This window comes from Candidatus Thiodiazotropha sp. LNASS1 (assembly GCF_964212655.1).
Classification (GTDB): Bacteria; Pseudomonadota; Gammaproteobacteria; order Chromatiales; family Chromatiaceae; genus Thiodiazotropha.
On the sequence record NZ_OZ156465.1, the window covers coordinates 2,157,218 to 2,183,785 of the forward strand.

Sequence of the window (26,568 nt, forward strand, 5' to 3'; positions counted from 1 at the left end):
ACGGTCAGTTTGACCCGCGGGTTTGGCTCATCACCTCTTCCAATCTGACCACACGCCAGGCAAACAGTGCTTCACCCAGTGCCTGCCCCTCCAGTCCGGAAAGGACCAGTTCCTCAGGCATAGGTGAACCCAGGAGTTCAGCCGAATATTCCAATTTGGGTAACAGACTTTCCACCTGCTGCGGCCACAAACCGTGCGATGCCGCAACAAAGCGGCGAAAACGCACGGGTTGTCGCTTTGGATTGAGGATCGCCACGAATCGGAGTATTTGCTCGGCTTGTTCCGCTTCCTGGGAGAGCCGATGGAATCGCAACAAGTCATGCAGTAATTGCCGATCCGCCTTTTCGATGCGCAGTTGCCGCATCCATTGATCCGGCTGCGCGAGGCGCGAGGCGGTATCGAACAATGCCACGCCACACCGAACTACGGGATCTTCGCTCTCATTTGCAACCCGCTTCAGTGGCGCCGTAAATTCGTCCCTTGTCTTTTCTCCATGGCCACCTGAAACCATCCCTTCTGCCAGCTCTGGAAGCAACCGTTGCAGCGCTCCACAACGATGCAGGACTTCAAAAAAGCGCCAGGGTTGCGGGGTTGAGAATGCACCCTTCATCTCCCGCCAAATGCGTTCCGCATTCAAGCTCAGCAGGTCATCTGAAAGCGCCATCTTTTTCATCAGGGCATGGGTTCCGTGCGCCACCCGAAACCCCCAACAACCCAACTTGGCGGCGAATCGCGCAATCCGCAGCAGACGTACCGGATCCTCGGTAAATGCGTTTGTAATATGACGTAGCACGCCACTGTCGAGATCATCACGCCCGCCGCAGATATCGATCAAGCCTCCACCCTCAGTCATCGCCATGGCATTGATGGTCAGATCTCTTCGCAGCAGGTCCTGTTCAAGCGTGATATGCGGGCCATATTCGACCTGAAAACCTTTATAACCCGTCGCCGTCTTCACCTCGGTGCGTGCCAAGGCATACTCCTCACCGGTTTCGGGATGCAGGAACACAGGAAACTCACTGTCGGCACGCCGAAAACCGGCGTCCAGCATCTCATCAGGGGTTGATCCGACCACGACCCAGTCACGCTCAGTGACCACCAGATCCAATAGCTGGTCACGCACCGCACCACCGACCAGGTAGATCTTCATTCATGCCACCCGTGGATATAGCCTTCCCCGGACTGGAAAGACATCACACCGACCGGCGCCCGCATCCACGGTGTGCGGTTGTGGACACCATATTGGTAGTGAAGCTTTATCACGTTACTGAATCCGTGGTTGTTATCATTTCCAACGCCTGTCTCTCTTTTTGCTGCAGCTGCCACATCTGATGATAGAGACCGCCCATCCCGAGTAATTCATGGTGCTTGCCCTGCTCCATGATGCGCCCCCCCTCCATGACCAGAATACGGTCGGCATCCACCACCGTGGAGAGGCGATGGGCAATCACCAGGGTTGTATGGTGCTTCGCCACCTCTCCTAGTGTCTCCTGAATCGCCTGCTCTGTCTTGGTATCAAGCGAAGAGGTCGCTTCATCGAAAACCAGAATGCGCGGTCGTTTAAGCATCGCACGCGCGATGGCAACCCGCTGCTTTTCACCGCCCGACAGTTTCAGTCCGCGCTCACCCACAACCGTCCGGTAGCCGTCCGGCAACAGCTCTATGAATTCAGCGATGTGCGCTATGCGTGCAGCTTCTTCGATATCTTCATGACTGGCATCCGGCCGGCCATAGGCAAGATTATAGAGAATCGTATCATTGAAGAGCACTGTATCCTGCGGCACGATGCCAATCGCTGAACGCAGACTGCTGCGGGTGACATGTCGAATATCCTGTCCATCGATCTTGATGCGTCCGTCGGTAACGTCATAAAACCGGAACAGGAGTCGAGACAGAGTGGATTTACCGGCCCCGCTATGGCCCACCACGGCCAGCTTCTCACCGGCAGCTATCGTGAAATCGACTTTATGCAGAATCTCCCTTTCCGGTTGATAGTGGAAATCGACCTGTTCGAACCTGACTTCCCCAGCAACCAGTTGCAACTGTTTGGCGTCCTTCGCATCGGTTATCTCCGCCTGCTCCTCGAGCAGTTTGAAGATGAGGTCCATATCGGCAAGCGAGTACTTGATCTGACGGTAGACCATGCCTAGAAAGTTAAGCGGTATAAACAGTTGCAACATAAACGCATTCACCAGCACCAGATCTCCGATCGACATACTCCCCTTCACTACGCTGTTGGCGGCTAACAGCATAATGAAAGTTACCCCGATGGCGGTGATCCCACCCTGACCGAAATTCAACAGAGACATTGAGGTCTGGCTCTTTACTGCGTTGTCCTCCCATTGTGAAAGCGTTTCATCGAAGCGCCGCAACTCCAACGGTTCGTTGCCGAAATATTTAACTGTCTCGTAGTTGATAAGGCTGTCGAAGGCTTGATTGTTGGCCTGTGAGTCCAGGCGGTTCATGGTATGCCTAAACTCCATACGCCACTCGGTAATCGCCAGGGTAAAGGCGACGTAGACAGCGACTGTGCCAAAGGTGATGAGGGTGAAAATGACCTCATACTGGCTAAGCATGATCACTGCCACCAGGCCGAATTCGACTACCATGGGGATGATGCTGAACACCAGATAGTTAAATATCGTGCTAACAGAGCGCGTACCCCTCTCCAGATCGCGACTGATCGCACCTGTCTGACGCTGCAGATGAAACCGCAACGACAGTTCATGCAGGTGGGCAAGCACGCGGTTGGAGAGATTACGCATCGCTCGATATCGCACGCGCGCAAAGATGGCATCCCTCAACTCGTTGAACAACGAGCTGCTGAGACGTAGCGCCCCATAGCCAAGCAGGAAAAAAAGCGGCAGTACCAACAGGGTTTCATCACCCTTATCCAGGGCGTCGACTATCTCTTTCAACACCAGCGGGATACCCACATTGGCCAGCTTAGCCAGCACCAGACATCCCAAGGCAAGCAGGGCCCGTCCACGGTACTCCCATAAAAATGGCAGCATGTTACGAAGATTGTGGTAGTCACGCCGGTCTTTGTGGACCTGAGGTTGGCTTTTGGATGAGTGGACCATGCTAATATTGGAAAGAGAGTGGATTGGAAGCGGAATTTTATCGAAATTAGTGCCAGTATGCGCTTTCACCTGCTGTTTTTCTGGTTTTAAGTCCTTTCACGCCATTTAAAATCGATTAAAATCAGCGCCAACAGGAGCGATTGATAGCAACCAAAGCGCCGTTTAATACACGAGGGTCAGCCTGGCAACCCCAAAACAGATACAGTTAGTGATTATCGATGAGTGAAGATTGCAGTTACAACGAACTTTACCCCCTACAGGTACTGGATGACAGCATGGAACCGGAATTTCCCGAAAAATGCATTATCGTTATCGAGCCTTCCGAAGTTTGCGCTACCGGTGCTTTCGTTGTGGCTGAAGCCCAAGGCGAGCGCTGGTTCCGACAATACATATCCGAGGGGGAGTCAGCTAAAAGATTGGTTGCACTGAAATCGGGTTATCCCGACATACCTCTCAAAGATGGCGAGTTTAAGATCATCGGTGTAATCGTGCAGCGTAACGTCGGACGCAAAGTCAAACACTACCACCCCTACGTACCCAACGGCATACCGCCTAAGCCGGTCGGTCTGGCCTGAACAGCGATTCGCTGATGAGGACCATACCCCATTACCTGAGCGTACCCGGCATCGCGCTCCTATCAATCCTGCTGGTTGGTTGTTCGCAGTCATCAACCGAGAGTGCGCATGGCAAACAAGTCAAGGATGAAGATAAGACACATCTGGTAGCCATCGAAGTTGTCGAGCTTCGGGCATTGGGCCCCGTCCATGAACGAAACGGTACGCTGAAACCCCGTCAGACTGTTCGAATATTCAACCAGGAAGAGGGCAGAATAACCAAACTGCCATTTTTTGAAGGCGACAGTGTGGCTGGGGGTGAGACCATCGTCACGCTGGATGAGGAGCTGCTTAACTCGGAATTGGAGAAGGCGGTGGCCACCGCAAAACAGATGCGGTTAAACCTCAAACGCCAGGAGGAATTGGCGAAACGGCTGGCGGTATCCCAGGACGAGCTGGCGCAGGCACAGACAGATCTCAGCGTAGCCGAAGCGGAGAAAAGGGTGTTGCAGACAAGACTGGGATACACGCGTATCAGCGCTCCCTTCGCCGGCGTTGTCAGCGAACGCCTGGTGGAGCCCGGGGATGTGGTTCCTCGCCACACCCACCTGATGACTATCATTAATCCCGAGAGCCTGATCATCAGGATCCTGGTCTCTGACTTGTTGCTGCCCCAGTTGAATAGCGATGATCCGGTCACTGTACGGATAGATGGCCTTGGCGAACAACCCTTCAGCGGCAGGATTCACCGGATCTATCCTGAACTCGATGAAAAGACACGCATGGGAACAATTGAGGTTGTTCTTGAACCGATCCCGAACGGTGCCCGTTCAGGTCAACTCTGTCGGGTCATGCTGCAAACCGCGACACGGGACCGAATCACTGTCCCTTTCAATGCACTGCAACGCGATACCGAGGGAGAGTTTGTCTTCAGGCTCGATGAGCGGCAGCAGGCACAGCGGGCACCGATAAAGAGCGGCATGCGGATTGCCGACAGGATTGAAATCGTACAGGGTTTGGAGACCGGCAACCGGATTGTCACCAAAGGATTCCTGGAGCTCGAACCAGGCATGAAGGTAGAACCCGTAAATTGACCGGTTGCACGATATCCCCAGGCAACCAGGCGCAATACTTCCAGCAAAACATTTCCTATACTAATAGAAAAGCCGGACTCTCACACATGATTACACGTGTTGGGGGGTCGGCCATAAACGTTAAATTCAATAAATAGACCAATCGCCATTAACAAGCGCAATACCGCTTTGGAATGGTTATATCTGGCATACAATATTCAAGCACGGATATGAGAGGGAGAAATCATGAATATCGATCTCGCGGATGTCACTCTACACGTGGATGAAACGCTGGATAGCGACGGCCTCGCTCAACTGGAGGACGCATTTCGCGTGCGGGACGGCGTCGTCTCGGTTCATAACGACCCCAAGCGACCGCATCTGTTTGTGATCGAGTACAACCCTGAACGGGTAAACAGTCAAGACCTGTTGGCTATAACCCACTTTCAAGGACTGCATGCCGAATTGATCGGTCTCTGACAGGCGCAGTTGATCTCGAATCTATCACCCCTCCAGGCGCGCTGCATGGAAAGGGTCCACCATTCCCGGCGCCACGCGCCTGGCGGATAATGGCTGCTCATCACACAGAAATCATCGAATAATATGGGACACAGCACTAGAGATGATTTCCGATAAGCCCCCTCTGCCCGGAACACAACCCTTCACGTTTTCCACGCATGGCGTCAACCGGGGAATTTTTGTCGGATTCTACCCCTGCAGACCATAATTTTGCCGGATCCATAATGGGCTTGGAGATTGTAAATCCCCTAACCGACTATGTTGTTTGAAAAGGATGCGGGAATGTAAATTCCGACTTGGCTCGGAATCACGTATATTCTCAGCCAAAGAGAAAAAAAGAAAGATCTGTCAGCCCTTACCGGTGATATGTAGAAACTTAAAAAACATTCGGAGTTTAAGGAATGCAAAGAGTAACCATAGTTGGCAGCGGTTTTGCGGCACTGACCGCTATCAAGACCATTCGGTCCAAGAATAAGTCGATTGAGATAAACGTCGTCAGTCCCAAAGCGGAATTTCACTACCTTCCAGGTTCGATCTGGATTCCATCAGGTATACGCGAACCCGATGATCTCATCATTCCTCTGGGGCCTTTTTTTAGACGCATGCGGGTTGAACACCATCTTGCCGAAGCCACCGGACTCAGTGGTGATGGCAGGATCCTGCAAACCACTGATGGTGAAGTTGAGAACGATGGTCTGATCATCGCTTCGGGAGGCCGCTTCATAAAAAAACTGCCTGGGATCGAAAACGCCATAACACCTTGTGAAGGCATCGCAGCTACAATGCAAATCCGTGATCGCCTCAGAGAGTTGGATAGCGGTGTCATTGCCATAGGATTTTCCGGTAATCCCAAAGAGCCAAGTGCAATGCGTGGCGGGCCGATGTTCGAATTCCTGTTTGGCATCGATCGTCAATTGAGGCTCGAAAAACGGCGTGACAGGTTCAAACTCATATTTTTCACACCAGCGGAAAAACCTGGCCAACGGCTGGGTCCCAAGGCTGTTAGCGGATTGATCCAGGAGATGCAAAAACGAGACATCAAAACCCATCTCGGACATAAAATGGTGGAATTCACGGCAACAAGCGTTGTTACTGAGGGAGGCAGCTTCGATGCCGACCTGATTCTCTTTATGCCTGGCATGACCGGTAACCAGTGGTTCGACAATACTGAATTACCACGATCATCCGGGGGTCTGATCAAGGCCGATGCCAATTGCCGGGTCGAAGGCATGTCCAGCGTCTATGTTGCGGGTGACTCAGGCAGCTTCCCGGGCCCGGAGTGGATGCCCAAACAGGCCCATATGGCTGATCTTCAGGCTACAGCGGCAGCCAAAAACCTGCTCGCTGAATTCAAGGGCGAAACGCCAAGCGAGACCTTTAAAGTGGAACTGGTATGTATTGTAGACAGCCAAACCAGTGGAATGCTCGTGGCACGAACCGAAAATAAAAACATCGTGATGCCGAATATGACAATCTTTCATTGGCTGAAGCGACTGTTCGAATGGTGGTACTTACGCCAATATCGCTAGCCATACATTGTGTCCGACACTTCAATGAGGGCGATAACCATAAATTCAGCAGGGAAATATATGGCACGGTTTGTATACTAAATCATGCAACAGGCATGGAAACCGTGTTATGACTGCAGGATATGGCAGGGAGATGTTTGTTCAGGTTGACAAGGAATCAATGGAGTTATGAGTAGTGCAATCAATGATGCTGTCTCTGAAACACAACTAAAAGAGCTGCTGTTACATGAAGAGCGAAAAAGCGAACGCTATGCCAATTATGCCCGGTTATTGCTGACGTTTCTCTACTTCGCGGTGGGTTTTGGCATACGTCAAGAGCTACCGGCACACTCATTCAATGCCATTATATCGGCATCACTCATCAACCTCTTTTACGGGATCTTTGTCTTCTTTAAGCTGAAAGATCCAAACCCGCCCAGCTGGATCAAGTACCCGTCTGTAAGCATCGACATCCTGTTGTTATCCATCGTCATCTATAGTTTCGGCACCTTTCGCACCTTCAAGACAGAAGCCTTTGTTCTTTATTTTCTTTGGATTGGCCTCTCGACCCTGCGATTTTCTCCAATACTGACCCTGGCCAGTGGTTTGCTCAGTATCGGCGCTTACCTGTTGATTGTCGCCCTCGCCATCCATGATCAAACCATTGCACTCGGGACCATTACCGAAGAGTTCGTTTCCGAGCGTGTCAGCAACGTCAATATTATTCTCAAACTCGTCTTTCTTTCAGCCTTTGTTGTCCTGGCGGTATACATTGCAAGAGTATTCAGGCTGATTGCATCAAAAGCACTCACAAAGCAGATTCTTCAGGCACAGAATGCCGAGTTGAATAACGCTTTGGATAAGCTGCGGGAGACACAAAAGCAACTTGCGCAAAAAAACCGCGAGCTGGCCACACTTTCCGAGATCGACGCCCTCACCCAGCTCTATAATCGGCGTAAGATCGATCAAATCATTGAAGAGTACCTGGTTGAGACGAGTCACCGCCCATTCCCACTCGCAATGATCATCCTCGATATCGATCGCTTTAAACACTATAACGATCACTATGGGCATCAAGCCGGTGACGATGTGATTCGAGGTGTAGCCCATGCCCTGTCAACGTCGGCCAGGGGCAATGACAGCATCGGTCGCTGGGGAGGTGAAGAGTTCATCATCATCTGCCGGGACACTGATTCGGATACAGCACTCAAGATTGCCGAACGCCTGCGAACGACTATCGAACAGGCTCAGTTCCAGGTTGATGAACCGGTAACCTGCAGCTTTGGTGTCACCAGCTACCGTGTAGGGGATAATGCAGACTCGCTGATAAAGAGAGCGGATGATGCACTTTACACTTCAAAACAGCTGGGCAGGAACAGGGTCAGCCACAAATAACTACCGTTATTTGCAAGACACGACCGTCGTGGTCGTGTGAGAGGCACGCTTCAATCATTAAAATGAAGATTGAACAATCACTGATTGTTCATCACCGGCCGATCAGTCGATAGACCGATGGTATCAACAACAGTGTAACGAAGGTGGAGAAGGAGAGCCCGGATATCAATGTCACAGCCAGAGGTTGCAACATTTCCGATCCCTCTCCCAGCGCCAATGCCAACGGCGTCATTCCGGCAACCGTTGTCAGTGTAGTCATTAGAATCGGTCGCAACCTGAGCTGAGCCGCTTCTGTTATGGCGGCATTCTTATCCTGTCCCGCATCTCTTCGCAATGCGATATACTCAACCATCACGATAGCGTTGTTCACTACAATTCCAGCCAGCATGATCAGTCCCAGCCAAACCGGCATGGAGATTGGCAAATCCGCCCAGTTCAATCCTATCCCGACACCGATCAAACCGAAAGGTACACAAAACATGATTATCAGGGGATTTCTCAGTGATTCATACTGAACCGACATCACAACCAACACGAGAAAAAGCGCCAGACAGAGCAGCAGAATTCCATTGTCTCGTCCTTTTTTCATAACCTCCACACTACCTCCGTAATTTATGGCGTAACCGGTTGGCAGATCCATAGCCGCAACAATGCTTCTCACTTCCGATATCGCCTCCGGTAATGACAGATCACCACCCAACGATGCGCTAACTTCAGACATTCTCTGTTGCTGGTCTCGCCTGATTGTCACAAAGGATGGCGATAACTCTATCTTGGCCAACTCCCCTAAGCGTATCGGCACTGAAGGATCGGTTTGGCTGAATATGACGATAGATTCAAGATCGGCGGGAGTAGCGATATCCGAATCCAACAACCTTACTCTTACCTGTATACTTCGCCCCCCCTCCAGGTAATCCGTAACCACCTCACCACTCAGCGCCAGACTGACGATTTCTCCCAGTTCATCCACATCAATACCGAAATAGGCTGCCCGCTGACGATCCACTGAGACTATGATCTCCTGTGTAATATCATCACTGCTGCTCTCGACATTGCTTAGCCCGGATACTTTTTCAAGCCTCTCATCAACCTCCACCGCAAGCTGGCTCAGAACATCCAGATCCGGTCCCTTTATTCGTACACTAAGGTCATCGTCACCCCAATTTAGCCGGATTCCACGTACACCTTGTACCCTCATACCCATCCACAATCCGGGTAATTTGGCCTGTTTGATCTCTTTTTTGACACGGTCGACCCAGGCCCGACTACTGATTTGTCTCATACGGGCGGGCTTTAAAATCACCTTGATACTGGCCCTGTTGACTGATTCATAGCGTGAACGACCAAATACGAACCCGCCTATCTGAGAGTATATGGATTCCGTTTCCGGCTGGCGCCTTATTATCTCTTCGAGTCGATACACCAGATCATCCATACCTTTCAAATTGATGCCGCGATCTGCAACAAGTCTTATGCTGATACGACCCTCATCAATCTGTGGCAGGAATATCTGCTTCTCCGGCACCAGCTTGAATAATGCGAATACAAGCAACAACACAAATACAACCAGAGGCAGCCACGGTTTCCGCAGTAAAATCTCAACCAAACCGGAGTAGCCGGCCTGCAGCTGCAGCATCAGATTATCAATTACCTGCCTTAACCGGTCTTTAAGGCCAATAGACAATCTGCCGGAAAGTGCCGGCACCAAAGTCAAGGCAACGATCATTGACGCCAAAATGGCGGCAGAGATGGTAAAGATCAACTCACGAAAAAGCAGCCCAACAAGGCCGCCAACAAAAAGAAACGGCAAAACGGCCACCAGGTTGGTAGTTGTCGAGGCTACAATTGCACTGTTTACTTCACTCGCGGCATAGCTGGATATTTGAGTGGCCTTTTCACTTTTTGACTTCTCCCTTTGGTGACGGTAGATATTTTCCAACATCACTATGGTGCTATCCACCAGCATACCGACACCTAAGGCCAACCCTCCCAAGCTCATGATATTAAGCGTCAGGCCGGCACTAGACATCAGTATAAAGGTAACGAGTATTGCGATCGGTATGGCGCACCCAATAATCAACATGCGCCGGATACTGCCTAAAAACAGATATACAACCACCATCGCCAATACCGCACCAGTCATTGCCGAACTGATGGCATTATCGAGTGCCCGCCGTACAAATCGGGCTTGGTCATCGACAGGGTGTATTTGGATATCCTTGGGTATCAGCGCCTGATCTTTAAGCTCCTCCAACCTGAACGTAACATGATCCACCACATCAACCGTATTCGCAGTGGGCTGCTTTTGTATCGATAGCTTTATTCCAGGAAGACCATTGAGGCGAATGCGCATTCGTTCATCTTCCGCGCCATCCACCACCTGAGCAACCTCTGATAACCGAATCAGGGTGGTTGTATCATCATCCCCTACGCGTCTTAACGGTAACTGCAGAATATCATCCACAGACCGAAATCGACCTGCAGTCCGGCCACTGATTTCGGCCTGCTCAGTAATAAGCCGGCCCCCGGCAGTCTCGACGTTCGATGACCTAAGGGCATCAGTCAGGTCGGATAGATGCATACCCAAACCAGTCATACGCTGCTGGTCCGCATAGATGTTGATCTCTCGCACCAACCCTCCGCCCACTTCAACGGCCGCGACACCTGGCAGATTCAAAAATGATTTGCTGAACTCATAGTCCACCCAACTGCGCAGCGCCACTGGATCGCGCAGAGATGAGCTGATGACGTATTCCGCCACCGGCAGTTGGGACGGATCATGTTTATAGATAATCGGTGGATCGATACCGTCCGGCAGAAAGCGCTTGGCACGATCCAAACGTGTACTTGCATCTTGCAGTGCCTGGTCTATATCCGTGCCATACTTAAACGCCAGATCGACCTCACTACGCCCCTCACGCGTTCTCGAACCTATATGGATCACATCTTCAGTTATCGAGAGTTGTTCTTCCAAATGACGTGTGACCTGATCTTCCATAATCTTCGCAGGCACACCGGGATCTATCACCCTGACCGCAATTGACGGGTAAACGACATGTGGAAGAAGGTCCACGCTCAGACGACCAAGCGCCATGAGGCCCAGCACCATGAATGCGAGTGTTATCATCACTACACCGATCGGATGGTGTATTGACCAGCTGGCCAGACCTCTGCCTAAGGCTTTTTTCATGCTAGGGCCTGTTAACACTCATCCAATCGGCCTGCTGGGTACGCCCTGAAGGAAGTACCCTTGGGGTACGCCTGAAAAAGCGCCGCTCGGCGGTGCTCGTCGCTCATTTGGATCTTCAAAACTTCACTCCTCGCGCCTTGATTGACGCATTTTCAGATGCAACAGCACCGGGTATCACAACTTCACATACCCTATGAATAGGCCTTGAAAAACTGCTTTGCGGCTCGGCCGCTTTTTGCCCCTCCACGCGCCATTGCAAACTGTTTCGCCGCCTCATGGAGTGCTTTGCGATCCCCGCTGTACTCAGGAAAATAGCTATCCACAATCTTCAGGTAGCCATGCCAGTTCACCGGATAGAATGAGAGCCACAGACCGAACCTGTCTGACAGTGCCAGTTTTTCCTCAGTAGTATCACCCAAATGAAGATCATCCCCCACCATCCTTGCTTCCCGGTTTTCACTCATGAACTCAGGCAGAAGATGACGCCGGTTGGATGTGGCGTAGATCAGCACGTTCGCGGGCGGCGCTTCTATGGAGCCATCCAGTACACTCTTCAATGCACGATAGGACGCCTCGCCAATATCAAAGGTCAGATCATCGCAAAACACAATGAATCGTTGCGTTAACCCTCTGATTCCGTCTACGATCTCCGGCAGTTCGATCAAATCGTTTCTATCGACCTGGATCAGTCGCAGATCCTGCCTCCGGTATTGATTAAACACCGCCTTGATGAGTGAGGATTTACCAGTACCCTTGCCTCCCCACAACAGTGCATTGTTGGCGCCCTCTCCGGAGAGGAAACGTTCCGTATTGCGTAACAACTGTAATTTTTGATCATCAATGCCAACCAACTGATCAAGCCCTATTTGATCGATATGTTCAACGGCTCTGAGATCGCCTCTGCGCGGTCGCCATATAGCCGCAGCTGTTTTTGTCCAATCGATCGACATGGGGTCCCCCCTGCAGGCTGGTTATATTATCTTAGCCCATTGTGAAATCACTTCTTCTGTTGTGCAAATCGGCCAGTGATCCGAATTGACGCAACAGCAACGGTTTACCACAATCCCGTAAAGAACGATATATTGTGTATAAACACTGACCACCATACAGATCCGCAAGATAACCACATTCACTCTGGCTCGACAACCACCACGCAATTACAGCCCTGTGCTTTCACAGCATAGGGTGCGTCATCAGGGCAGGAATATCATGGTCATACTCCTCCCCCGGCATGGTCGGATCATGCATGTTGGAATCGATGATGAAATTAACCTTGTTTTCCAGTCCCTGACTGATCAACACCGCACTGTTCCTCAGCCGGGACTGAAGGGCATTCATCTTAGTAGTGTCGTGTATCGGAAGATGATAATCCTGCTTAAAACAGAATAGGATCACTCTTCGCCGCTACTAACCCGAAGAAAAATAGAGTCTACCCACTCACACCCTGAACTGTTTTACAGATGTGTTCAGTTCCTGGGCAAGCAGGGAGACCACCTCTCCCTGCCTGGTGGTCTGTTCCGCTCTGGTGGCAGTTTGTTCAGCCACCTGATTGATTGTGTTTATCCCATCATTGACATCTGAAGCGACATTGCGTTGATCGACTGTCGCGTCAGCAATCTTGGAGTTGACCGCAGATATTTGGTTGACAGCCTGCGTTATCGATTCCAGCGATACACCAGCCTGTTTCGCTTGCTGTGCCGTCTCATGTCCACGCGACCTACCTGAGTTCATGGCGGTAACCGCCTGCTCCGCTCCGGATTGCAACCGGATGATAATCTCCTGAATCTCCTGTGTCGATTCCTGTGTCCGGGTGGCGAGAGTCCTAACTTCATCAGCCACAACGGCAAAGCCCCTGCCCTGTTCCCCGGCTCTCGCCGCCTCGATCGCTGCGTTCAATGCCAACAGATTCGTTTGTTCAGCGATTCCCTTTATAACATCCAGCACACCCCCGATATCCTCACTGTCTTTTTGAAAACCATTGATAATACTTGCAGCAGTATCGATCTCCTCTGCCAGCGTCGTGATACTGTTGATGGTCATTCGCAGATCCTCCCTGCCCTTTAACGACTCCTTTTCTGCAGAATCGGTGGCCTTGTCGGCCGCTGCAGCACTTTCCGCAACGCTTTCAACAGCCAAAGAGAGATTTTGCATGGCATGCACTATATCTTCTGTCTTTGTCTTCTGATGAAGGACGCCAGCACTCGACTTTTCGGTCATTTCCAACATTTGATAAGCCGCTTCAGTCATCTTCCCACTCGATTCCTTAACGTTCTGTATCAATACCTGGAGCTTATCCATGAATACATTGAACCAGTGAGAGAGCTCACCCAATTCATTATTTGCATCCGCGTTGAGCCGCTTGGTCAAGTCTCCCTCTCCTTCCGCGATATCCTTGATCCTTTCACGCATTAGTGAAATCGGCCGGTTAATAACCAAATAGGTATTGAATGAGGTTATAAAAACAAACACAACCGATACCGCTATGGTCAGTATCAGTAATTGCATACTTTGCTCTGCTCTCTGCACCGAGGTTGCCGAATCCTGTTCGATAACTTCGGATGCTGCCGCCGCCTTAACCGACTTTTCCTTGAACGTCTCCGCCAACAATTGTAGATCCTTCGCTACACCCGCCTGTCGTGCACCTTCTTGCGCCGCTTTCTTGAACTCACCGACGATACTTCTGACCCGTGGCAGGGATTCCCGCCTGACCTGCTCATATATATCCTCGATTTCGAGCATCAGCATCGTTGGGTCATCTTCCTCACCCTCGATCAAGGTATTGAGGTTTTTCACCATCTTCTCGAATGCGGACTGGATCTGAGCCATATCGGACACATTGGTCTTAAGCATGTTAAGAAGTGTGCTGTTCATATCGTCGCTAAGCTTGGATGCCGAGGATGACGCTACGATAGAACCATCCTCCACCTCTTCAACGACGATGCGAATATCGACTGCCTGCTCGGCCGCCTTTGAGAGGTCATCCGTAGTACGTCCCAATTGATATAGTGCAAACAGGGTGGTAAACAGCATCAACGCGATGAAAAAGGCCATCCCCATAAACACCAGCGTGCGAATCTTAAACCGTTCAAAGACAAGGCTGACGGTTGCGATATACCAGGATGAGATTGACATGATAAGTCACCTCTTAACGAGACAGGGACAACTACTGTTCGAGTTGCTCATACATTTTTACTGCTTTGTTCATCTCTTTAAGCAGAGGAAGGTTCAGTTTTGACATCTGCAAGAGGTCATCTTTTGAAACCCCCTTGGCGTCGATACCTGCCGCACGCTCCACCAGGGGCTTGAACTCTTTCCACAGATCGCCAACAACCATCAGTTGACTGCGGATAGCCTTATCCTTCGTGCCCGGGAGTTCCAGATCCCCATCCCCATCGAGCAGTCCCTTGAGCGTGCGATCAAATAATGAGGCTGTGCTGCGGAGATTGGATTTATTGTCGTCCGTATTATGTTTCAAGGCCACAAGCGACATCTCCTTCGACATCTTTTGCGTCAGCATACGCTGCTTACCGGCAAGATTGATCACTACACCTGCACTCTTGCCAGTCGCCTTTTTGGCCTCCTTTTCATACAAGCGAACTGCGGTATTCATATTTTTCAGCAATGGGAGATTCAGTTGCGCCACTTTGGCGATATCGACACTCCCCCCCTGCACGACTTCGGAAACCACCGATTGAAATTCATCCCATAATTTCCTGACTTTATCCAACTGTTTGAGAATCACCCTTCCCTCTGTCGCAGGCAATCCCATTTCAGCGTTTCCGTCACGCAAACCTGTTAATGTGGTATCAAACAGCTTGGCGGTTTTTTTCAGGTTCGCCCTGTTTCCTTCCACATCTATCTTATTTGCAATCAGAAGCATCTCCTTGGACATTTTCTGAGTCAACATCCTCTGTCTCCCGGAGAGATTAATGACCACAGCATATTCACTGGCAGTGACCGCTAAAACATCACTGACTGCAATAGCCAGCAACAATGCAATAAAAAGTGGAAGAGAGATTTTTTTCATGGCTGTGCACCTTCGCAAGTAACATGTTGAGTGAAATTCACCCTCATAGCGAGATCGGCACAATTTCCGGATTACTTTATTGAATTTAAACTACTGGAATTTGATTTGTGTAAACAAAACCTATCATGGCTTGCCAACACTGACACGAAAGCAGCTGACCTTATGCGTCCCAGTGATGTGTTTCTCTTCAGGATAGGCTGATCCACAATTCGCTTCAGCTTGCGGACAACGCGGATGAAAATGGCATCCACTGGGCGGTGCGACCGGTGACGGTGGTTCTCCCGGCAATTGAATGACTGTTCGCTGCCTGCCGGGATCGGGTACAGGAACAGCTGAGAGCAGTGCACGTGTATAGGGGTGCCGAGGATGTTTCATAACCTCATCGGTCCGTCCCCTCTCCACTATTCTGCCCAGATACATGACTGCAATTTCATCAGCCATATAGGCCACCACGGAGATATCGTGAGATATAAACAGATAGGAGAGCCCGAGCTCACCCTGCAATCCCTTGAGCAGATTGAGGATTTGCGCCTGTACTGAAAGATCCAGCGCACTGGTCGGTTCGTCACAGACAATCAGGCGTGGCTCCACCGCCAGTGCCCGCGCCACACAGATACGTTGCCGCTGGCCTCCTGAAAATTCATGAGGATATCTACTGGCGGCCGATGCCGGCAGACCGACCTGCTGCAGCAAGGACTCGACACGCCGCCTCAGCGCAGCTCCACTATGGGTACCTTGGGCAAGGATGCCCTCGGCAACGATATCAGCCACCTTCATCCTGGGATTCATCGATGAAACCGGATCCTGGAAGATAATCTGGATATCACCACGCAGGCGTCTCAGATCTCTCCCTCGCATGCCGCCAAGCGACTTACCGTCGATTACAATTCGCCCCCCGGTCGAGTCGATGAGTTTTAGAATCGCTTTGCCCAGCGTGGACTTGCCGCAACCCGACTCGCCGACCAATGCCACCACCGATCCTCGGGCGATTTCCAGGTCGACACCATCCACTGCCTTGAGCTGACCGACCACAGATTGCAGCAACCCCTTACGGACAGGAAAGTGCACCCGCAGATTCTCGACCGATAACAGCGGTCTCCTGTCTCTGTCCGGCAAGGAATGATGTGACACGCAATCCGTATCACTCACATTCAGCTTCAACGTCTCATCTTTGTAGAGCAGACAACGCACCCCGGAACGGTTTTCTCCCGGCAGCCAGTCTGGTGTCGTCTCATGACAGGCCTGCCTGCTCTGATCACAACGCGCAACAAAGCGGCAGCCGATGAATTCGCTGCCCAAGGCTGGAACAGCGCCTCCGATCACGGCCAGCTTTTCGCCCGGACGCCTGCGCTCGGGCAGTGAAGCGAACAGCAAACGACTGTAGGGATGCCTGGGATGGCGAAAAAAAGCGCCTATCTCGGCGCTCTCGACGATCTCACCCGCATACATGACAGCAACCCGATCCGCCATCTCCGCTACCACACCCAGATCGTGCGTAATCAACAGGATCGACATGCCCTTTGCCTGCTGCAAGTGCTTCATCAGACCCAGAATCTGGGCTTGCATGGTGACATCGAGGGCAGTGGTGGGCTCATCGGCAATCAGAAGTTTGGGATTACCCGCCAGCGCCATCGCAATCATCACCCGTTGTTTCATCCCACCGGAGAGCTGATGGGGATAACGATGGACACAACGCTCCGGATCCGGGATTGCAACAGCCTGCAACAATTCGATCACACGCTGGTTGACCGCACTCTTCATCAGATCATCGTGCAGCGTCACCGCTTCAGCAATCTGTCGACCGATACTCATCAACGGATTGAGCGAGGTCATCGGCTCCTGGAATACCATGCCCATCTGACCCCCACGCAGGCGCCGTATCGATTGCCGATCCAGATCCACCAGGTCGAAACCGTTGAAATCGATCCTTCCCGCCTCGATGTGGACGGAGGGTGGCAACAATCGCATCAACGACAGCGCAGTCATCGACTTGCCGCAACCCGACTCGCCTACCAGGGCAAATGTCTCACCCTGTTGGATCTCAAGGTCGAGATCCTCAACAACACACAGCCTGCTGTTTGCGTTTTTCAAAGTGAGCCGCAGACCGCTGATCTTCAGCAAGTGATCGATCATGGTTGGATCAGACCGGCACCCTCGGTACCGCAGCGATCAGCTGTTGCGTATATCGATTGCTCGGACGATTGACGATATCCTCGGTTCTCCCCTGTTCGACGATCTTGCCCTGGTACATCACTGCGGTGCGATCACTGACATACTCCACCACACCGATATTATGGGTAATGAACAGCAGGGTGAGCCCATGCTTGGCTCGCAGATCCAGTAGCATGCGCAAGATTTCCGCCTGCACGGAGACATCCAGAGCACTGGTGATCTCGTCACAAACGATGAAAGAGGGGTTCAGGGAGAGTGCCCTCGCAATACCGATCCGCTGCCGCTGACCGCCGGAAAATTCATGCGGGTAGCGCCACAAGGTATCCTCCTCCATCTGTACCTGATCCAGCAGGTCTCTCGCTATCTCAATACGCGCATCCTGATCTTCACCGATCCCATGGACCTTCATCGCTTCAGTCAGGATAGCGGCAATACTCAGACGCGGGTTCAGGGATGATATGGGATCCTGAAAGATGATCTGCATATGGCGGCGGAAACGCCTGAGTTGCGACCTGTTCATTTCTGTAATATCGGTATCATCGAAAGCCACACGACCGGCGGTGGGTTCGGTCAGGCGCAGGATACCCCGCCCCAGAGTCGTCTTGCCGCTACCCGATTCACCGACCAGCGCCAGAATCTCTCCGCGGGGTATCTCCAGATCGACACCGTCCACCGCGCGCACCTGATCGACGACCCGCCGCAGCAACCCCTTTCGCACCGGAAAATGGATCTCCAGCCGGGAAAGCCTGATCAATGGCATCTGATCACCATGCTGTTCATGGGGCTGGTTGCGGGCCAGATTCTCCGGCAGGGCGGCAATCAATGCCTGAGTATAGCTATGGCCGGGACGGTGAATTATCTGCTCGGTGTCACCGGTCTCGACCAGTTTGCCCCGCTGCATGACACCGACGCGGTCGGCAATCTGGGACACTACACCGAAATCATGGGTGATAAACAGAATTGCCATACTTGTACGCTGCTGCAGGGTCTTCATCAACCGCAGGATCTCACGCTGAACCGTGACATCCAACGCCGTGGTGGGTTCATCGGCAATCAACAGGTCGGGCTCGCAGGCCATGGCCATGGCGATCATCACCCGTTGACGCTGCCCCCCCGACAGCTGATGGGGAAAGCTGTGGACCCGGGTCTGCGGATCGGGCAGCTGTACCGCCTCCAGGGATTCCAATACCCGTTGCCATGCCTCCCCTTCGGAGAGTTCGGGAAAGTGGAGTCTTACTGCCTCGAGGATCTGTTCGCCGATGGTAAAAACGGGATTCAACGAACTCATGGGTTCCTGGAAGATCATCGCGATCCTCCCTCCCCGCACCTGCTGCATCTCAGCCTCGCTCAGGCCAGCCAGATCCACCGGCGCTTCACCCTGAGCATGAAAGTGGATCTCACCCGTATGTCGTTGCAGGTTGGATTTTGGCAGCAGCTGCATGATTGAAAGTGCAGTGATCGATTTACCGCTGCCCGATTCACCGACCAGGCAGAAAGTTTCCCCGCGTGCAATTTCGAAGCTGACCTCATCAACGGCCTTGATGGTTCGTCCCTGGTGCTGAAACCAGGTATGGAGCTGTTTCACCGACAGTAACATCAGCCCGACTTGCTCAGATAGGGATCGATGGCATCTCGCAACGATTCACCGATCAGGTTATAGGCAAAGACCGTGAGAAAGATGGCGCCGCCGGGAAAGGCCGCCATCCACCAGTTGAAGCGGGATGACTGTACCGCCTGATTGAGCATTTCACCCCAGGAGGGATCATCCACCAGGCCAAGCCCGAGGAAGCTCAACGTCGCCTCGGCGAGGATCGCCGATGCCACGCCGAAACTGGCCGCCACCAACACCGGACCCATGCCGTTGGGCAACATGTGACGGAACAGAATCGAAGGCAGCGGCAGGCCCGCCGCCTCGGCCGCCTGGACAAAGTCCTGCTTGCGCAGACGCAAAAACTCGGCGCGCACGTAGCGGGCGTAACCTGGCCAGCTGGTGATACCGATGATCACCATCATGATATAGAGGCTGCGACCGAAGAAAGCGACAAAGGTCAACAACAGAAACAAGGTCGGCACGGCCTCGAAAATCTCCACCAGACGCATACCGAGGATATCCACCACACCGGAGAAATAGCCCATCAGGCCACCGATAATGATCCCCAGCAACATGGCGATCCCGGTGGCCACAAAGCCGATGCCGAGGGCGATCCTGGAGGCATGGACCATCCGACTGAGCACATCGGCCCCGTTCTGTTCGGTACCGAACCAATGGGCTCGCGACTGTTGCGAAAGGGGCGCCTCCAAGCCGGTATCGCCCCGATCCCTCTGGTAATCCTTCGGTGAGAAGGGAACCGGCGCGTAAACCACCCAGTCATATTCACCGGCGGCATCGGCAACCCGGTACTGCTCATAGATAACCAGTTGTTGAGGCTTGACCCAGAGATAAGCGAAAAGCGCCGCTACCGCCAGTACGAAGAACATGATCAAAAACTTGCGTAGCAGCGTGATCTGCCAGGGATAGAGCAACAACAGGGTGATGAAGCCCACTAGAAAGAGCACATCGACCGGCTGCAGATAGTTCAGCACCGGACTGCTGATCTCACCCTCATGACTGAGCAACAATGGGAAGCTACTGGCAAGGAAGGGAGCGAAAACACCCACCAGAGCGAGGATACCCACCCAGAGTAAACCCAGGCGTGCGCCCCAGCGGACAAAGGTCTGGCCGAGAATCCTGCGCCAGTAGCTCTGACGCCTCTTCGCAGTCCTACTCATAGCTCACCCGCGGATCGGCCAAGGCATACAAAATATCGGCCAGCAGATAACCCAACAAGGTCAGACAGCCCCCGATAAGGGTGATCGACAATACCAATTCACGGTCCCTGGTCTGCACCGCCTCCACCGCCAGTTTACCCATACCCTCAATACTGAAAATGCTCTCCACGATAATCGAACCCGCCAACAGGCTGGGCAGCAGACTGGCAGCCACGGTGATCAGGGGAAGCAGACTGTTGCGGAAAACATGTCGCCACAGCACCACCGCTTCCGCCAGCCCCTTGGCCCTGGCGGTGCGCGCATAATCGGAAAGCAGGTTCTCCAACACCGCGGTGCGGGTCAGCTTGGCAAGGCCGGCAAAACCACCATAGGCGAGACAGATCACCGGCAACGCCAGATGCCAGAGCCGATCCAGCAGAAATCCCCTCACCCAGTTTCCCTGCATCCAGTAGACCGCGAGCAGAAGCCCCACCAGGAGACCGGTGGTGAGGAATCCGAGCTGCCGCAACAGGCGGTAGTCACTGCTTGCCAGCCAGGCGGCAAGCAGGGCGAAGATGACTGGAATGCCGATCCACAATGACAGGGAACGTTGCGCCTCAGGCAATTGATAGACCATGGCCGTTCCCAACAATGCCCAGACAAGACCGAATGCGATCTCCCTGAACGGCCGCAGGGTAAGACGTCCCAACGCCAGAAAGAGTGAGATCGCAAGCATAACCACCATGAACAACAGGGCTATATCCCACAGGCTCGACCAATGGGGCATGAACACCTGGTCGAGTACCAGTCGATCGCTCAAACCGGCGGTGGGAAACCAACGCCAATACTGCTCATTGGCGAAAAAGCCGATCATCAGCACACCTGCAAGCATGGTCGGCACCGACCAGAGTGCGAGCATGATCATGCCGCTGCTGACATCGAAGGAGCGTCCCCGCTCGACTGCCGCGCGCACGCCGACCAGCAGTGCCAACAGATAGACGATCGGGATACTCAAGACATTCAATAGGATGGTGATGGGCACTCTTTCCGAGAGCAGCTCAGTGACCGGGCGCCCATAGCGAAAACTGCGGCCCAGGTCGGAGCCTTTGGTGAAAGAGAAGCCGCTCATCCGATTCTCTTCATCGAAGGTGAAACCGATTGGTGAGACATTATTCAACCAACGAAGATATTGCAGATAGGGGGGATCATCCAGCCCGTAGAGACGATTGTAATAGGCCTCGATCTCTTTCTTCGCCTCCGGGTCCAGGTTCTGCCCCTCCACCAGACTCTGGGCGCTGATACCACCGGGCGATGCGGCCATGACCACGAACACCACCAGAGTAATACCCAGTAATGTGGGCAACATCAACAGCAGACGTCTAAGCAGATAGGTCAGCATCTATTGGGTGTATCGCTGCTCAACGATGGGGACATAGTTCTCAAGAGGCACTTGTCCCAGGTTGAGGCCGACCTTGGTATTGACCACGTTACGCAATCGCCGGTCGATGAACACCAGGCTCTTGCTCCGCCTCAGAAAGGTATAGGGCTGATCGTTGAAGAGATGGGCCTCTGCCTGACGCCACAGAGGCATACGCTTCTTTTCATCCACGGTAGCCCGCGCCTCCTCGATCAGGCGATCCAACTCCGGGTTGCTGTAGTTGATGAAGTTGTTCCCGCCTCCCGCGATCTGACTGCTGTGAAACATCTGGTAGAGATCTGTTTCAAGACCGCTACTCCACCCCAGTGTAATGGCATCGAAATCCCGCTTCTTCATCAAATCGAGCATCACCGACCACTCAGTGGGCTTCGGCTGCAGCAGGATACCGGCACGGGCCAGCATATCCTTCAGAAACAACACCATTCGTCCGGTATCCTCATTACCCTGAAAATAGACCAGCTCGAATTCGAATGGCCTGCCATCACTGTCCTCTAGGATGCCGTCTCCATCACGGTCGGCATACCCCGCCTTGGAGAGCAGCTCAATCCCCTTTGCCTGATCATAGTTGCGCGCCGTAGTGGCGGGATCGTGCTGCTTGCTGCTGGCGCTGAATGGGCTCACAGCGACCTCTGCATAACCGAGATAGATCTCATCGACAATGCGCTGACGATCGATCAAATAGGTCATCGCCTGCCTCACCTCAGTTTTTGCGAACCGGGTCGGCTTCTCGTTACGCAGCTGATTCCAGCCAATATAGGAGTAGCCCGCCACCGGACTCATATACTCCCAATGCTGAGCCTTATCACCAATCTGCTCATCATCGATCAACTGCTGATATTCCCGTGGCCGCGAACCATAGGTGTCGATCTCACCGTTGCGGAACGTGGTGAGTCGTGCGCTGTCGTTTTCGATCACCCGCCAGATAAGCCGGTCGAAGGCCGGTTCCACAGGCCCCCAGTAGCGGGGATTTCGACGCAGCTCCACGCCTCCTTTATCCGGCGCCCAACCCTTCGGGTCTTCAAGACGATAGGGACCTGAACCCAACAACACCCCCTTTGATTGGTTGAAGCTGTTGGGATCCCCAAGGTAGGGCTGGTAGAAGTGTTTCGGCATGATCTCCATACCCCCGGCCAATGAGAGTGCATTGAAGTAGGGTTCGGCAAACTGGAATTTTACCGTCAGTGGATCGAGGGCCTCCACCGATTCGATCTTTGCGTAATAGGCCCGCTCCCGCGGCGCCTGAATCGCCTCGGTCATAATAAACTCAAAGGTAAAAACCACATCCTCGGCCGTCAGCGGCAAACCGTCCGAGAACTGCAATCCTTCTCGAAGCTTGAAGATAAAGGTAAGACCGTCCTCGCTGACAGACCAATCATGGGCCAACAGCCCCTGCCACTCCAGGGTATCGGGATTGCGGATCAGTAAGGTCTCCAGAATATAACCCTGCACCTGGGATGAGTAAACGTCCTGTGAAATAAACGGGGTCAGGGATTTCAGGTTGACACCGAATGCCTGCACCAGCCAGTCCCCCTGACTGTAATCGGGCTGCTGGGTAACGGCATAGGCCCGCTCGAATGCAGTGGCCATTTGACCCTGCTGAGACGAGCCGCTTTGTTGTGCCAGATTGACCCCCTGTTGAATGCGTTGATCCAGGCTTCTGACCTGACCTGTTATCTCCCGGATGTCTCCAGCCTGCTCTCGCATCAACTGTTCCATGCGAGACATCTTCTGCCATTGCCGGTCGATCATATACATAACCAGGACGATGGTAATCAACACCAGAGCAAGACCACCGAAATAGAGAACATCCCGACCGTTTAAGCGTCGCTGCATGAAGTTACTCCTGTGACCCAGGATAAGTAATTAAAAAAAACCAGGGCCTGTTAACACTAATCCAACAGGCCTTAGAGAGTCTATTATGCTTTCCCGGGACTTGAAAGAGTAAGCAATCCTGTGTGATGTGAATAATGAAGAAACAGGGTATGGATTTTTTCAAGTAGCCCCGAACACATCACCTGCACTTTTCGCTGAAGATAAATTCCGGTAAGTTACGCAGTTTAACTCTAAGTGAGTCTGTCTATATGCCACTCCCCGTGCATATATCGATAACTCCTGTAAGGAATCGTTCCATGGGCTTTTTACAAAACAAACGCATACTCATTGTCGGCATTGCCAGTAACCGCTCCATCGCCTGGGGTGTTGCCGAGGCCATGCACCGCCAAGGTGCTGAGCTGGCGCTCACCTATCAGACGGAAAAGCTTAAAAAACGCGTCGACGATGCCGCCGAAAAGTTTGCCGCAGACATTGTTATGCCCCTGGATGTCACCAGTGACCAACAGATCGCAGACCTGTTCGGCACCCTGGAACAACAGTGGGGTCACCTGGACGCCATCGTGCATGCGGTGGGGTTCGCACCCCGCGACCATTTGGAAGGTGGCTATCTTGACAATCTGACTCGTGAGGGATTCGCATTGGCTCACGATATCAGTTCCTACAGCTTTGCCGCGCTCGCCAAGGCCGGACGACCATTGATGCAGGGTCGAAACGCATCCCTGGTCACCATGAGCTACCTTGGCGCAGTACGCACCGTCCCCAACTACAATGTCATGGGAGTGGCGAAGGCGAGTCTGGAGGCAAACGTTCGTTATTTGGCCGAATCACTCGGCCCTGAAGGCATCCGGGTCAATGCTGTATCCGCAGGCCCGATCAGGACCCTGGCTGCATCAGGGATCAAAAACTTCAAGGGCATGCTCGAAGAGGCGGAGAAAAGAAATCCATTACGCCGCAACGTCACCATTGAAGAGGTGGGCAATACCACCGCATTTCTCTGTTCCGATCTTGCCTCGGGAATCACCGGGGATATTATCTATGTAGACTCGGGATACCATATTCTCGGCATCGCTTGATGCCGAGTCTAAGTCGACCTATTCGCTATCGGTATTCAGCAGGATTTCGATATCCGCACGGGATTCCAGATCGGTCAACACCATTTCATAGTGATCCCTGCCCAGCATGCGACGCAGGCTCTCTTGCTGTTGTAGATTGCTCTTATCGTCAGCACTACCCTCTGTGACACCCGTCAGTAGATAGACTGCAAAGTCTCCACCGGCAAGCCGTGCAGTGCCTGGCGATGATCCACCGGCAGCCGGCTTTGCAGTGCGGAAAAGCGCACTCGACAATCCCGGTGGGATTTGCCGGTCATTTCGATCCACCGTCATTGGACCGGTCACGGCATAGCTATTGGCAACATCCGATAAGGGAGCACCTGCGGCCATTTCAGCCATTCGTTTCTCTGCCTCGGCCTGGGCCTGCTGTTCGGCCTGTTGCTGCTGCAGGGTCTCGGTGATCTGTTGTCTCACCTCATCCAGCGGCAGCACAGAGGACTCCTGATGATCAAGGACCCGAAGTACCAGTGAGCTGGTGCCATCGATCTCGATCAATTCACTGTTATTATGCTCTTTCAGCACGTCGTCACTGTAGGCTGCCGTCCTCACCTTGGGATTGGCGAATACACCTGCACCCTGTTCCCGGGTAATCCAGTCACTCTGCTGAATACTAAGCTCCAATACGGACGCGGCAGATTCCAGACTGTCCGGGTCCTCATAGCTCAGATCGGCAAGCTGCTCCGCCAGTTCAAAATAGAGTCGCTCACCCTCGAACTTACGATAGGCCGCCTCTACATCAGTCCGTGCCTCTTCGAACGGTTTGACAGTCCCATCCTTGATCCCTGTCAGCTTGATTAGATGGAAACCGAAACTGGTACGCACGGGCTCGCTCACCCCACCCTCCTGGAGGGCATAGACAGCGGATTCAAAGGCCGGGTCCATAATACCTTTGCCAAAGAAACCCAAATCACCGCCCGCGGCAGCGGAACCCGGGTCCTGGGAGTTCTGTTTGGCCAGTTCCTCGAATGATTCACCATCACGCAGTCTTTCGGCCAAGACATCGATCCTTGCCTTCGCTTCATCCACTGTCGATTGATCCGCATCTGCAGCCGCCAGAATCAGGATGTGGCTGGCCTGGCGCTGCTCTGGAAGACCGAACTCATCCTGATTGTTCTCATAGTAACCGCGAAGACGTTCTTCATCGACATCAATGGTGCCGCCTGCAGTCCCGGCATCCAACAGAATATACTCGACCTTAACCTTTTCAGGCGAAATAAAGGCGCTTTGGTTGGCTTCGTAATAGGTCTTGATTTCATCATCGGAGAGTTCATCACTCAGTTTGAAATCACTGGCGGGAACCACGAAATAGGATAATTCACGGGTCTGTTTCACTAACCTTTGATTCTCATTGAGTTCTTTTGGAGTGACAAAACTACCTGCATGAACCGCCTGTGACAGCTGTTCCGCAACCAAGGCACGACGTACGCGATCTTCGAAACCAGCGGGTGAGAGACCCTGTAAGCGCAATGCACGTTCATAGGTCTGCTGATCATAGCGTCCATCCTTTTGAAACGTCGGCATACTCAGTATCGAGGCTTGGATCATGTTGCTTCCCGCACGTAATCCCATCCTGTTGGAAGTCTGTTGCACCAGTTCATCCCTGATCAGACGGTTTAACACCTCTTTGCGCATCCTGGCGTCATCGAACATTTCCGGACGATAGGCTGCACCGAGCTGCTCGCGCAGTTGCTGACGGAAGCGCTGGTACTGATTATCCAGGGTACGTTCGTTAATTTCGGCGCCGTTGACTGTTGCCGCAATAGGTTCGGAACCGACTCCCAGATAGGACTGGATTCCCCAAAGTGCGAATGGAATCGAAATCAATATTACGATCGCCCATGCGATCCAACCCTGCGCTTTATCTCTGATAACCTGAAGCATGACCAGTGACTCACTTATTTACACCTGAGGCAAGT

19 protein-coding genes are annotated in these 26,568 nt (G+C 52.7%); 6 read left to right on the forward strand and 13 right to left on the reverse strand.

What is annotated here, in order from left to right; translation table 11 throughout:
- Positions 1-4: 4 nt before the first annotated feature.
- Positions 5-1,150: a multifunctional CCA tRNA nucleotidyl transferase/2'3'-cyclic phosphodiesterase/2'nucleotidase/phosphatase gene (gene cca, locus AB8516_RS09455; RefSeq protein ID WP_369160133.1), complete on the reverse strand. Its 1,146-nt coding sequence runs from the start codon at positions 1,148-1,150 to the stop codon at positions 5-7.
- A 109-nt stretch (positions 1,151-1,259) separates the two neighbouring features.
- Complete coding sequence (locus AB8516_RS09460) at positions 1,260-3,083, reverse strand: ABC transporter ATP-binding protein/permease (RefSeq protein ID WP_108289551.1); 1,824 nt, start codon at positions 3,081-3,083, stop codon at positions 1,260-1,262.
- A 218-nt stretch (positions 3,084-3,301) separates the two neighbouring features.
- On the opposite strand from AB8516_RS09460, the gene AB8516_RS09465 reads away from it, so the two are divergent.
- From AB8516_RS09465 to AB8516_RS09485, 5 genes are all read left to right on the forward strand, one after another.
- A complete protein-coding gene (locus AB8516_RS09465; protein ID WP_108289552.1) occupies positions 3,302-3,658 on the forward strand; it encodes a S24 family peptidase in 357 nt (118 codons plus the stop codon).
- A 14-nt stretch (positions 3,659-3,672) separates the two neighbouring features.
- The gene (locus tag AB8516_RS09470) at positions 3,673-4,731 is read left to right on the forward strand and encodes an efflux RND transporter periplasmic adaptor subunit (RefSeq protein ID WP_369160136.1); all 1,059 of its coding nucleotides are present in this window, start codon (positions 3,673-3,675) and stop codon (positions 4,729-4,731) included.
- A 225-nt stretch (positions 4,732-4,956) separates the two neighbouring features.
- Positions 4,957-5,190 (forward strand): ATP-binding protein, encoded by a 234-nt coding sequence (locus AB8516_RS09475; protein WP_108291045.1) that lies wholly within the window; start codon positions 4,957-4,959, stop codon positions 5,188-5,190.
- Positions 5,191-5,630: 440 nt separating this feature from the next.
- Entirely contained in the window at positions 5,631-6,758 is a 1,128-nt protein-coding gene (locus tag AB8516_RS09480) for an NAD(P)/FAD-dependent oxidoreductase (protein WP_369160138.1), read from the forward strand.
- Positions 6,759-6,926: 168 nt separating this feature from the next.
- On the forward strand, positions 6,927-8,132 hold the full coding sequence (locus AB8516_RS09485; RefSeq protein ID WP_369160140.1) for a GGDEF domain-containing protein: 1,206 nt from the start codon (positions 6,927-6,929) through the stop codon (positions 8,130-8,132).
- Positions 8,133-8,223: 91 nt separating this feature from the next.
- Here the strand turns inward: AB8516_RS09485 and AB8516_RS09490 are convergent, their stop codons facing one another.
- The 10 genes from AB8516_RS09490 to AB8516_RS09535 all read right to left on the reverse strand — a co-directional run bounded on the left by AB8516_RS09490 (position 8,224) and on the right by AB8516_RS09535 (position 23,540).
- Positions 8,224-11,322 (reverse strand): efflux RND transporter permease subunit, encoded by a 3,099-nt coding sequence (locus AB8516_RS09490; protein WP_369160142.1) that lies wholly within the window; start codon positions 11,320-11,322, stop codon positions 8,224-8,226.
- A 191-nt stretch (positions 11,323-11,513) separates the two neighbouring features.
- A complete protein-coding gene (locus tag AB8516_RS09495; protein ID WP_369160144.1) occupies positions 11,514-12,272 on the reverse strand; it encodes an ATP-binding protein in 759 nt (252 codons plus the stop codon).
- A gap of 223 nt (positions 12,273-12,495) precedes the next feature.
- Positions 12,496-12,660 (reverse strand): hypothetical protein, encoded by a 165-nt coding sequence (locus tag AB8516_RS09500; protein WP_369160146.1) that lies wholly within the window; start codon positions 12,658-12,660, stop codon positions 12,496-12,498.
- Between the two features lie 99 nt (positions 12,661-12,759).
- Positions 12,760-14,454, reverse strand: coding sequence for a methyl-accepting chemotaxis protein (locus tag AB8516_RS09505; RefSeq protein ID WP_369160148.1), 1,695 nt, complete (start codon positions 14,452-14,454; stop codon positions 12,760-12,762).
- Positions 14,455-14,485: 31 nt separating this feature from the next.
- On the reverse strand, positions 14,486-15,349 hold the full coding sequence (locus AB8516_RS09510; RefSeq protein ID WP_369160150.1) for a type IV pili methyl-accepting chemotaxis transducer N-terminal domain-containing protein: 864 nt from the start codon (positions 15,347-15,349) through the stop codon (positions 14,486-14,488).
- 123 nt (positions 15,350-15,472) lie between these two features.
- Complete coding sequence (locus tag AB8516_RS09515) at positions 15,473-17,482, reverse strand: dipeptide ABC transporter ATP-binding protein (protein ID WP_369160152.1); 2,010 nt, start codon at positions 17,480-17,482, stop codon at positions 15,473-15,475.
- Positions 17,483-17,489: 7 nt separating this feature from the next.
- Positions 17,490-19,118, reverse strand: a complete 1,629-nt coding sequence (locus AB8516_RS09520; RefSeq protein WP_369160154.1) for an ABC transporter ATP-binding protein — start codon at positions 19,116-19,118, stop codon at positions 17,490-17,492.
- A complete protein-coding gene (locus tag AB8516_RS09525) occupies positions 19,118-20,290 on the reverse strand; it encodes an ABC transporter permease (protein ID WP_369160156.1) in 1,173 nt (390 codons plus the stop codon). The genes AB8516_RS09520 and AB8516_RS09525 overlap by 1 nt, the downstream gene beginning before the upstream one ends.
- The gene (locus AB8516_RS09530; RefSeq protein WP_369160158.1) at positions 20,283-21,668 is read right to left on the reverse strand and encodes an ABC transporter permease; all 1,386 of its coding nucleotides are present in this window, start codon (positions 21,666-21,668) and stop codon (positions 20,283-20,285) included. Before AB8516_RS09530 ends, AB8516_RS09525 begins: the two co-directional genes overlap by 8 nt.
- Entirely contained in the window at positions 21,669-23,540 is a 1,872-nt protein-coding gene (locus tag AB8516_RS09535) for a peptide-binding protein (protein WP_369160161.1), read from the reverse strand.
- A gap of 296 nt (positions 23,541-23,836) precedes the next feature.
- Between AB8516_RS09535 and AB8516_RS09540 the strand changes: the two genes are divergently transcribed.
- Entirely contained in the window at positions 23,837-24,613 is a 777-nt protein-coding gene (locus tag AB8516_RS09540; protein ID WP_369160163.1) for an enoyl-ACP reductase, read from the forward strand.
- 18 nt (positions 24,614-24,631) lie between these two features.
- Here AB8516_RS09540 and AB8516_RS09545 read toward each other — a convergent pair whose 3' ends face one another.
- Positions 24,632-26,533: a SurA N-terminal domain-containing protein gene (locus AB8516_RS09545; protein ID WP_369160165.1), complete on the reverse strand. Its 1,902-nt coding sequence runs from the start codon at positions 26,531-26,533 to the stop codon at positions 24,632-24,634.
- Positions 26,534-26,568 lie beyond the last annotated feature (35 nt).

Bases quoted from the DNA above. Each gene is read 5' to 3' on its own strand.
- cca (WP_369160133.1), bottom strand. From the start codon at position 1,150: ATGAAGATCTACCTGGTCGGTGGTGCGGTGCGTGACCAGCTATTGGAT.
- AB8516_RS09460 (WP_108289551.1), bottom strand. From the start codon at position 3,083: ATGGTCCACTCATCCAAAAGCCAACCTCAGGTCCACAAAGACCGGCGT.
- AB8516_RS09465 (WP_108289552.1), top strand. From the start codon at position 3,302: ATGAGTGAAGATTGCAGTTACAACGAACTTTACCCCCTACAGGTACTG.
- AB8516_RS09470 (WP_369160136.1), top strand. From the start codon at position 3,673: ATGAGGACCATACCCCATTACCTGAGCGTACCCGGCATCGCGCTCCTA.
- AB8516_RS09475 (WP_108291045.1), top strand. From the start codon at position 4,957: ATGAATATCGATCTCGCGGATGTCACTCTACACGTGGATGAAACGCTG.
- AB8516_RS09480 (WP_369160138.1), top strand. From the start codon at position 5,631: ATGCAAAGAGTAACCATAGTTGGCAGCGGTTTTGCGGCACTGACCGCT.
- AB8516_RS09485 (WP_369160140.1), top strand. From the start codon at position 6,927: ATGAGTAGTGCAATCAATGATGCTGTCTCTGAAACACAACTAAAAGAG.
- AB8516_RS09490 (WP_369160142.1), bottom strand. From the start codon at position 11,322: ATGAAAAAAGCCTTAGGCAGAGGTCTGGCCAGCTGGTCAATACACCAT.
- AB8516_RS09495 (WP_369160144.1), bottom strand. From the start codon at position 12,272: ATGTCGATCGATTGGACAAAAACAGCTGCGGCTATATGGCGACCGCGC.
- AB8516_RS09500 (WP_369160146.1), bottom strand. From the start codon at position 12,660: ATGAATGCCCTTCAGTCCCGGCTGAGGAACAGTGCGGTGTTGATCAGT.
- AB8516_RS09505 (WP_369160148.1), bottom strand. From the start codon at position 14,454: ATGTCAATCTCATCCTGGTATATCGCAACCGTCAGCCTTGTCTTTGAA.
- AB8516_RS09510 (WP_369160150.1), bottom strand. From the start codon at position 15,349: ATGAAAAAAATCTCTCTTCCACTTTTTATTGCATTGTTGCTGGCTATT.
- AB8516_RS09515 (WP_369160152.1), bottom strand. From the start codon at position 17,482: ATGATCGATCACTTGCTGAAGATCAGCGGTCTGCGGCTCACTTTGAAA.
- AB8516_RS09520 (WP_369160154.1), bottom strand. From the start codon at position 19,118: ATGTTACTGTCGGTGAAACAGCTCCATACCTGGTTTCAGCACCAGGGA.
- AB8516_RS09525 (WP_369160156.1), bottom strand. From the start codon at position 20,290: ATGAGTAGGACTGCGAAGAGGCGTCAGAGCTACTGGCGCAGGATTCTC.
- AB8516_RS09530 (WP_369160158.1), bottom strand. From the start codon at position 21,668: ATGCTGACCTATCTGCTTAGACGTCTGCTGTTGATGTTGCCCACATTA.
- AB8516_RS09535 (WP_369160161.1), bottom strand. From the start codon at position 23,540: ATGCAGCGACGCTTAAACGGTCGGGATGTTCTCTATTTCGGTGGTCTT.
- AB8516_RS09540 (WP_369160163.1), top strand. From the start codon at position 23,837: ATGGGCTTTTTACAAAACAAACGCATACTCATTGTCGGCATTGCCAGT.
- AB8516_RS09545 (WP_369160165.1), bottom strand. From the start codon at position 26,533: ATGCTTCAGGTTATCAGAGATAAAGCGCAGGGTTGGATCGCATGGGCG.